Source organism: Flavobacterium sp., assembly GCF_965657075.1.
Classification (GTDB): Bacteria; Bacteroidota; Bacteroidia; order Flavobacteriales; family Flavobacteriaceae; genus Flavobacterium.
Map to the genome: position 1 here is coordinate 34426 of NZ_CBFHMV010000020.1, position 10000 is coordinate 44425.

Annotated in this window: 8 protein-coding genes; 1 reads left to right on the forward strand and 7 read right to left on the reverse strand. The window is 31.7% G+C overall.

Translation table 11 applies throughout. The features are described from left to right. From ACTF56_RS10620 to ACTF56_RS10630, 3 genes are all read right to left on the reverse strand, one after another. Positions 1 to 1311 carry an MFS transporter gene (locus tag ACTF56_RS10620; RefSeq protein ID WP_438966886.1) on the reverse strand — a complete coding sequence of 437 codons (1311 nt, stop codon included), beginning with the start codon at positions 1309 to 1311 and terminating at the stop codon, positions 1 to 3. 4 nt (positions 1312 to 1315) lie between these two features. Continuing rightward, positions 1316 to 1660 carry a glutaredoxin family protein gene (locus tag ACTF56_RS10625; RefSeq protein ID WP_438966887.1) on the reverse strand — a complete coding sequence of 115 codons (345 nt, stop codon included), beginning with the start codon at positions 1658 to 1660 and terminating at the stop codon, positions 1316 to 1318. Between the two features lie 92 nt (positions 1661 to 1752). After that, on the reverse strand, positions 1753 to 4386 hold the full coding sequence (locus tag ACTF56_RS10630; protein ID WP_438966888.1) for a TonB-dependent receptor domain-containing protein: 2634 nt from the start codon (positions 4384 to 4386) through the stop codon (positions 1753 to 1755). A gap of 157 nt (positions 4387 to 4543) precedes the next feature. On the opposite strand from ACTF56_RS10630, the gene ACTF56_RS10635 reads away from it, so the two are divergent. After that, positions 4544 to 5575: a LacI family DNA-binding transcriptional regulator gene (locus ACTF56_RS10635; RefSeq protein WP_438966889.1), complete on the forward strand. Its 1032-nt coding sequence runs from the start codon at positions 4544 to 4546 to the stop codon at positions 5573 to 5575. Between the two features lie 41 nt (positions 5576 to 5616). Here ACTF56_RS10635 and ACTF56_RS10640 read toward each other — a convergent pair whose 3' ends face one another. The 4 genes from ACTF56_RS10640 to ruvB form a co-directional block, all read right to left on the reverse strand. Continuing rightward, entirely contained in the window at positions 5617 to 6498 is an 882-nt protein-coding gene (locus ACTF56_RS10640) for a DUF808 domain-containing protein (protein WP_438966890.1), read from the reverse strand. A 99-nt stretch (positions 6499 to 6597) separates the two neighbouring features. After that, entirely contained in the window at positions 6598 to 7524 is a 927-nt protein-coding gene (queG, locus tag ACTF56_RS10645) for a tRNA epoxyqueuosine(34) reductase QueG (RefSeq protein WP_438966891.1), read from the reverse strand. Beyond that, positions 7521 to 8852: a cytochrome P450 gene (locus tag ACTF56_RS10650; RefSeq protein WP_438966892.1), complete on the reverse strand. Its 1332-nt coding sequence runs from the start codon at positions 8850 to 8852 to the stop codon at positions 7521 to 7523. The genes queG and ACTF56_RS10650 overlap by 4 nt, the downstream gene beginning before the upstream one ends. 26 nt (positions 8853 to 8878) lie before the next feature. Continuing rightward, entirely contained in the window at positions 8879 to 9901 is a 1023-nt protein-coding gene (gene ruvB / locus ACTF56_RS10655) for a Holliday junction branch migration DNA helicase RuvB (RefSeq protein WP_438966893.1), read from the reverse strand. Positions 9902 to 10000 lie beyond the last annotated feature (99 nt).

A 10000-nucleotide genomic window follows, 5' to 3' on the forward strand; every position in this document is an offset into this window, starting at 1 on the left:
TTATACTTCAGACTTGATTATTTTTTTTGTTTTGATAGTTAAGGTAAATAAAGTTGCTATTACTAATAAAATTCCTGCAAAAGTGATAGCATTTCTTGGATCATTGTTTAAAAAATGTTTTAAAATATAACCAAAAGACAAGTTTTGAATAATCATTGGAATAACAATCATCATGTTTATAATTCCCATATACACACCATAACGTTCTCTAGGAATATCTGCCACAACCATTAAATACGGAATTCCCATCATACTTGCCCAACCAATTCCGAAACCAGTTATGGCAAAAAACAATAAATTTTTATTTTCAATATGAGGAAAAACTAAAAACCCGATGGCTGCTAGAAGTAAACAAACAGCATGAACGTATTTGGCTGAATATTTTTTAGCAAAACCAACCAATGCAAAAGCGATTAAAAAAGTCACAATATTATACCAACCGTTTACCAGACCTGTCCAACTAACGGCTTTTTCATAAGCCTCAGGATTTGATTTTGGTGTAGCATTCCAAACCGACAAAGCAATACTTTTTGAAGAATTTTGCCAATAACAAAACAAAGCATACCATTGAAACATATAGACCAGAGCTAATTGCCACATTACTTTTGGCATGTCTTTAATAGCTGAAAAAATTTCGATAATAGGTTCTGCAAAACCTCCTTTTTTGCTTTTCATGACGGCTAACTCTTCATCCGTTGGAGGAATTTCGGAAGTAGTTTTCATGCTCCACAAAATCGAACCAATAGAACAAACTGCTCCTAAAAAAAACGAAGCATAAACCCAAGTAGGCAAAGAACCTGTTTTACCCACAATAATTAGGGGAAAAATAAATAACGAAAGATTGGCTAATGTTTGCCCAAAACCTGTAAAAAAACTTTGCATTTGAAAACCCAATGGTTGTTGCTCTTCAATTAATTTATCAGCTACAAAAGCTCGGTAAGGTTCCATTGCCATGTTATTTCCAGCATCTAAAATCCATAACAAACCTGCAGCCATCCATAAAGAGCTACTAAATGGAAAAGCCAATAAAGCTAAACTACAAAGTATTGCTCCTAATAAGAAATAAGGTTTACGTCTTCCAAATTTAGGATGCCAAGTTTTATCGCTTAATGCTCCAATAATAGGTTGAACTAACAATCCTGTTACTGGACCAGCAAGGTTTAACAATGGAATCTCATCTGGAGCTGCGCCTAAAAAATCGTAAATAGGATTTACTGCACTTTGTTGCAATCCAAAACTGTATTGAATTCCGAAGAAACCAACATTCATGTTTAGGATTTGCCAAAAGTTTAATTTTATTTTTTGAAACATTGTTTTATTTTAATTTTAGTAGAAACTCATCGAAATTTCCATTATTTGAAAATAGTTCTCCATCTTTATCAACTACTGGAATTCCTAAGTTAGATGTACTAATATTTTTACTTCTCACTTTAACTAACATTTCTTGAAGTGCTTCAGGATTTTTATCAATATCATAAAAAACAAATTCAATATTATTTTTCTTTAGAAAAGCTTTCGTGTCAATACAATGATGACAATCATCACTTCCATAAATTATAAGTGCTTTTTTTTCAGAATTAGTTTCAGAACTTTGAGCCCAAACAAGATTACAACTTGCTAAAAATAAAATAAATACAATTAATTGAATACCTTTTTTCATTCTTTTTATTTTTTTAAAAATAGTTCCTGCGCTATACTTTATAACGCAGGAACAGCTAACTTTAAATTAAATATGAAACTCTTACTCTTAAATTAAAATTTGTATGCAATAGTTAAAGAAGTTGTTCTTCCGTTGATTGATCTTGCTCTAACTACATTATTTGTGTTTTCTGTAATACTTCCTTCTTCAGCTTCTGTAATTCCAATGGTGTTAAAAACGTTATTTACATTTAATGAAGCCGATAATCCTTTGATTAATTCAAATCTTAAATAAGGATTAAAATAAGCATATCCTGGCATAATTAAATCATTATTATCTTGAGCAAATGATTTTGTAGTTCCAATTACACTTACACCAAATGCATGATTGTTTGATTTTCCAAATTTGTATGATGCGTTTGCGTTATAAATAAAATCTGCTTGTCTTCTTGGAGTATTACCTTCAAAATTAGGATTGAAGAAATCTTTAGCAATTTTTGCATCAGTCCAAGTTACACTTCCACCAATATCAAATTTCTTTTTACCGTAATATGCTTCTAATTCAACTCCTGAAGCATCATACTCTCTTCTAATTTGTCTTGGAGAACTTCCTCCAAAATCCCAGTTTTGCTCAGATGTTTTAGCAAAGAAACCTGTTGCATATAAAGATAAACTTCCTTTTCTGTGTTTGAATCCAACTTCTGTTTGAGTTACTTCATCAGCACTTAAACCATTTAAAGCTTGGCCTGAAGGCAATACAGATGGTCCAAATAAAAGTCTATCTGCATTAGCTCTACCACCTTTACTATGACGAGCAAATAGCGATTGATTTTCGTTTAATAAATAATTAGCTCCAAGTGAATAAGAAACATAATTAAAGTCATAATTAATTGGTAATCTGTTTGCATTATCAACTACAGAAACGTTTGCTTCATTACCTTCAATAGTTCCGTTATTATTAACATCTAAGTTGGTTGCTTGAGTAGCACCTGCGTATGTACCACGAGCCGTTCCTGAATCAAATCTAACACTTAAATCAATATTAATTTTGTCATTTACTTTATATTCCGCACCTACATATGGAGCTTTAATGTCGTAAACAGCATCATAATTTCTTGTACAACAGTTACCCCAAAATGGCACACCATAAGCATATAAACCATTTGTTGAAGCAGCACCAGCATTTAATAAGGCAGCATTATTACCTTCTAATTCCATTAAATAAGAATTCCACAACCATGACATTGAAATATTTTGTAACGCTCTGTAATAACCAGCAGATAAATTTAAATCTCCTAATTTTTTACTTAATTTTAAATCATTAGTAAAATTATTGAAGTTATTTATATCTACATCAAAAGTATGAATTCTCATTACTAACGAATTGTTATTAAAGTTTTGTCCTGCATTAACTCCATTAGCGTAAGTTAAACTTGGCACACCAAATTCAGTTGCGTAAGCACTAGCTTGTTGAATTTCAGCTGGAAAAGGAGAAACAAATCTACCATTATGATAATTTTGTCTGAAACGACTTTCCACTTTCCAATCGTTACCTAAGTCAAAAGATATTTCTCCACCAAACGATGTCGCAATTGGTCTCATTCCGTCTGCCATAGAACTTCTTCTTGGTTGACCATCAGCACCAACTCCTAAATTATCTAAAAATAATGCACTGTGTTGAGAATCTTTTAAAATATCAAAATTAGATAAAGAAGACCAATTTGGGTTAGCATTTGTTCCAGAAACATTAACTGGCATTGGTAAGTAACCTACCGCTTTATCATTTAAATATTTGAAGTATAAACGTACTTGACCTTTTTCAAATTCTTTAGTCAAATTAGCTTTGAATTGACCTCCTAGATTTGAAGTATAACCTGTATTTCTTGGACCTTCCCCTTGACGATAAAAACCACCTACATGCAAACTTAATGATTCACTTAAAGGAGTTCCATATTCAAAATCAGTTCTGCTATCATCGTAATCAACACCTACTTGCTGTGTAATAGAACCTCCTTCAGTTTTACCGTTTTTACTGATAAAATTGATGATTCCTCCAGGTGAATTACTAGCTAACGTAGAAGCAGATCCACCTCTAATTGCTTCTACTCTTGAAACTGTTTGATCGTATCTTAAGAAAATATCAGAATTTCCAAAAGCTACATCTCCAAACTGCATTACTGGCAAACCATCTTCATGTAATTGTAAAAATTTTCCACCACCAGAAGCTACCGGAATACCACGAACTGTAATGTTTGCATTACCTTCACCACCAGTTGATTCTGATTTGATTCCAGGAATAGACCTAAAAACTTCTGCAGTTGCTCTGGGTGCAGCTTCAGCAATTTGTTTTGTGTTTACAGAACTTACAGAAACACTTGATTCTAATTTTGATTTTGGATTCATAACTCCCGTTACTACAATTTCCTCCAATTCTGCAAAATCTTCAACAACTGTAAAGTTGAAAACTGTGTTTCCTTTTACAGTAATTTCTTGTTTAATAGTTTTGTAACCTAAAGCCGATAAAACGATAGTATATTTACCATCTTCAACATTTTTGATAGTGAAATTACCATCAAAATCCGTTGCCATACCTTTTTTGGTGTTTTGTAGAAAAACATTAATACCTAAAGCAGGTTGTCCAGATTCATCTGTAACTTTTCCAGAAACAGTGCTTTGAGCAAAAATAAAAACAGATGCAAACAGCAAAACCACCGTAATCCATTTTTTAAATTGTAAATTTGTTTTCATTTGATTATTGATTAATTAGTAATAAATTGTAATAATAATTTCAAAACTAATTTTTATTGCATTATATTATTACGAAAAACACACCGAAAACGTTTTCGATTTAGCCGAAAACGTTTTCGATTACGATATTAATTAAATTTTTTAGATATTTGCATCTATGGTTAATCAACAAGCAACATTAAAAGTTATAGCGGAACAATTAAAAATTTCTATAACTACAGTTTCTAAAGCTTTAAAAGGCTATTCCGATGTTAGTGAAAAAACAAGAAAAGCGGTTATTGACTTAGCTAAAGAGTTGCAATATACACCTAATAGTTTTGCTGTAAACTTAAGAACTAAAGAATCTAAGACCATTGGACTTATTATACCTGAAGTGGTTCACCATTTTTTTTCAAATGTGATTAATGGAATCATAGCTGAAGCAGAAAAAAACGGCTATTTAGTCATCACGCTTCAATCCAACGAATCCCTAGAATTGGAAAAAAAACAAGTAGATTTATTGATAAACAAAAGAGTGGACGGCATTATTATGTCACTTTCAAATCAATCTAACTTTGATAGTCATATAAAATCAATCATCAATAATGGAATTCCGCTAGTTTTGTTTGATAAAATTTCCAAATTAGTGAATTGTTCAAAGGTGTTAATCGACGATCAAAAAGCTGCTTTTGATGCTGTGGAGCATTTGATTTCGAAAGGTTGTAAAAAAATTGCACATATAAGAGGTCCTATAAATCCTCAAAATGCCATTGACAGATTTTTAGGTTATAAAAAAGCTTTAGAGAAAAACAATATTCCTTTTGACTCCAAATTAGTTTATACTTGTACTAATGTAACCTTTGAAGAAGGCAAGCAATTTGCAAAAGAAATTATTGAGCAACATCCAGAAGTTGATGGTATATTTGTAATTACTGACTTGGTTGCGGTTGGTGTTTTGGCTTACTTTAATGAAATTCAGATAAAAGTACCACAACAAATAAAAATTATTGGATTTAGCAATTGGTTTATGTCTCAAGTGATTACTCCAAAATTGAGTACAGTCGATCAACCTAGTTTAGAAATGGGTGAACAATCGTTTAATTTATTGTTAGAAGAAATGGTTCACAAAAAAAATAAAACTGCTTTTGTACCAAGGACAGTACTTTTAAAAACCAGCGTTATAGAACGTGATTCGACTCAAAATAATTAACTTTTTTATTTTAAAAAACTTAATCTTTCGCCTTTTATTTTCTATTTCTTTACCAAAACCAACACTTTCTTAAAACCAGCCATAAGTAAAACCGCAACTAATCCGAATACTAATCCAACAACAAATTCAGCAATAATGGAAGGGATATTATGCGGTACTAAATGATGTATATACTCAATATTATGAAGAAAAATGCCGCCTGAAACAAGAATTAAAGCAATAGTTCCCACGATAGCCAAAAATTTAATAACTAAGGGTAAGGCTTTTATTAAAACTCCTCCAACATTGAACAAAAAACCTTTGTTATTGCCTTTTTTTACTAAATAAAATCCTGCGTCGTCCATTCTTACAATTAAGGCTACGATTCCGTATACCCCAACAGTTGCAATAATAGCTACAAAAGTTACACTTAAAGTTTGGGTGATTAGCGGATGTTCTTTTTCCATTGCTGTTCCTAAAGCGATGATGACAATTTCAAGCGAAAGAATAAAATCGGTTTTAATAGCCGAACTTACTTTTGCTTTTTCAGAGTGTTCGTCATTTTTCTCTAATTTACTTTCTGTTATTACTTCTTCACTTTTTTTAGCACGATGAAAAAGATACTCTATAATTTTCTCTACACCCTCATAAGCCAAATAAACTCCACCAATGATTAATGCAGCTTTAATGGCTGGTGGATATAACCAATTCAAAACAAAAACTACTGGCAGAATAATCAATTTATTTATAAAAGATCCTTTTGTAATCGCCCACAAAACCGGAATTTCTCTTGAAGCTAAAAATCCTGTAGCTTTTTCAGCATTTACTGCCAAATCATCTCCTAAAATTCCCGCTGTCTTTTTAGTTGCCAATTTACTTGTCATGGCTACATCGTCCATCAATGCAGCGATATCGTCTAATATTGCAAAAAATCCAGATGCCATATATTTCTTATTTTAAATTTTATTTTCTTCTTTAACAATCTCAAAACTACGCTAAAGTTTTTTGATAGGAAACTTTTTAATTAAAAAAGGTTATTCAAATTATTTCTTTAGAAAATCAATATTACGAAGTAAACCTTCATATTTAGTACGTTTTATTGCAGAATTCTTAAACACTTTTTGAAAAGTATCCAAAGTAATTTCTTCCCAATCCGATTTTGAAAAATTTAAAATATTTGAATTTGCTTGAAAAAGTGGTTCATTATGAGCTTTAGAAAATCGATTCCAAGGACAGACATCTTGACAAACATCACACCCAAACATCCAATCATCAAATTTTCCCTTCATTTCTGGAGGCAAATTATCTTTTAATTCGATGGTAAAATAGGAAATACACTTACTACCATCGACTTCATATGGAGCGACAATGGCTTCTGTTGGACAAGCATCTATACAAGCTGTGCATGAACCACAATGGTCTGTCGTAGCATAATCGTATTCTAATTCTAAATCGATAATTAATTCTGCAATAAAATAAAAAGAACCTACTTTTTGAGTGATTAAATTGGTGTTTTTTCCTATCCAACCTAATCCGCTTTTGGCAGCCCAAGCTTTATCTAAAACAGGTGCAGAATCCACAAATGCTCTTCCAGTTACTTCGCCAATTTCAGCTTGAATAAAATGTAAAAGTTCTTTTAATTTATCTTTAATTACAAAATGATAATCTTCACCGTAAGCATATTTTGAGATTTTATAGGAGTTTGTATTTTGAAATTCCGAAGGATAATAATTCAACAATAAAGAAACCACGCTTTTAGCATCATCAACTAGTAAAGTTGGATTTAATCTTTTGTCGAAATGGTTTTCCATGTAGGACATTTGACCGTGACGGTTTTTATTTAGCCAACTTTCTAACCTTGGAGCTTCTTCTTCTAAAAAACCTGCTTTAGAAATACCACAAGACAAAAACCCAAGACGTTTGGCTTCATCTTTTATGAGCTTAGTATATTTCTCTTTAGGGTTTATCATCTACTTTTAAATTCTAAAATAGCTTCAAAGGGTTTTAAAGTGATTAAAGGTTTTATTTGAATTGGAGTTTTCTTTTCAATGATTTCAAATTGTTCTACTAAAGATACAATGGCTAAAATCATTTCATACATGGCAAAATTATTTCCGATACACATTCTTGGACCTGCACCGAAAGGATAATAAATCTTTGAAAATTTTATACTTTCATCTAAGAAACGTTCAGGCATAAATGCTTCAGGATTTTTCCACAAATCTGGATGACGATGAATTTCATAAACAGAAAACAACAAATTAGAACCTTTAGGCAAAAGTAGACCGTTAAAATTATCTTCTTCTTTATTTACTCTATCAATAAAATAAGCTGGTGGATATAATCGCATAGATTCTTCAATTACTAATTGGGTATAATTAGCGTTTTTTATCCAATGCATAATATCATCGGATTCAGATTTGACTCTTTTAATTTCTTCCAAAATTTTCACTTGAGCTTCAGGATTTCTGGCTAATAATTCACAAGTAAAAGTCAAAGCATTTGAAGTAGTTTCATGTCCAGCAGCGAATAAAATCAGAATTTCATCAACCAACTGATTCTCATCCATGTTAGAGCCATCTTCATATTTTGCATTTAACAACATGTCTAATAAATCATCATGTTTTTTATTGCTTTGCCTTCTCTCCTCAACCAGTCTTTTAAGAATTGCTCTTGAATTTTGAGTTAAATCTAGATGACGTTTTGTTTTCCCAGATAGATTGAACCACCAAACTAAAAAAGGTTGTCTCAACTCTTGCACTAACATTTGCTGCGTTGCTTCAGTAGCATGTTGTAATGAATTTATATCGGATTCTGAGATGTCAATATTGAAGATAGACATGACAACGGTTTGAAAAGCTAAATCGTTAAAAACTGGAAAAACTTCAATTGGCTTACCCGTTTTGATATTCTTTAATTCCTCTAAGATTGTTTTATGAATAGTTTCTAATAAAAGTAAAAGTTGACTTTTATGAAATGCAGGTTGGATTAATTTGCGTTGTCTTTGCCAATGTTCACCTTCGGCAGTAAGCAATCCTTTACCGATATACTTTGCTAAATCTTTGGTTTGAATATAGGATTTAGTATAGTTTTTTTGATTTTTCTTAAGAGCATGTTGCAACAAACCAGCATCTCTGCAAAACAAAACAGACTTTCCAAAACCAATATTTAATCTGAAGATATCTCCTAAATTCTTGAAGTTTTTCGCGTGAAAAGGAAGCGGGTTTTTTAAGATGTTGTTGGCATGATTAAGAAACCTAAAAAAAGAAACTTCAGGAATTTTGTTTGATAAACTCATAGTATATTTTGTTGTTTGTTTGTACATTAAAACAAACCTCCTTGAATGTTATTTCTAATTTTACCTAAGTGCTTATAGGCTTTGTCCGTTACTTCTCTTCCTCTAGGAGTTCGCATTATAAATCCTTCTTGAATCAAGAAAGGTTCATAAACTTCCTCTATGGTTTCACTACTTTCTGACACTGCGGTCGCTAGAGTGGATAAACCTACTGGTCCTCCTTTGAATTTTTCAATAATAGTTATTAATATTTTATTATCCATTTCATCCAAACCATGAGCATCAACATGCAATGCTTTTAAAGCGAAACGAGCAATTTCAATATCAATACTTCCGTTACCTTTAATTTGTGCAAAATCTCTTACTCTACGAAGTAAAGCATTAGCAATACGTGGTGTTCCTCTACTTCTACCTGCAATCTCAATTGCTGCTTCCATAGTGATTGGCATATTTAGGATAGCAGAACTTCGTTGAACAATTGTCGTTAAAAGTTCCGTATTATAATATTGTAAACGACTTTGAATACCAAAACGAGCACGCATTGGAGCTGTTAATAGTCCAGAACGAGTTGTAGCACCAACTAAAGTAAACGGATTAAGATTTAACTGAACAGTTCTAGCATTGGGGCCAGATTCAATCATAATATCAATTTTAAAGTCTTCCATAGCAGAATACAAGTATTCTTCAACAATAGGACTCAAACGATGAATCTCATCAATAAATAGTACGTCTCTTTCTTCAAGATTAGTTAGTAAACCCGCTAAATCCCCTGGTTTATCTAAAACTGGTCCAGATGTAATTTTTATTCCAACTTCAAGTTCGTTAGCTAAAATATTTGCAAGAGTTGTTTTTCCTAAACCAGGTGGTCCATGAAATAAAGTATGATCTAAAGCTTCCCCTCTTAAATTTGCGGCTTTTACAAATATTTGAAGATTCTCTAGAACTTGTTCTTGACCGGTAAAATCACTGAATGAAAGAGGTCTCAATTTTTTATCAAGATCAATTTCCTCAGGATTATACTTATTGTTTGTTGGATCTAAATTATCATTCATATAGCAAATATAATTAAAGTTTTGAGTTGTCCTAAAAAAGGTTGACTCGTTAATAATTCAAATATAGTTAAATCGTAACAGAATTAATTCTGTTACGAT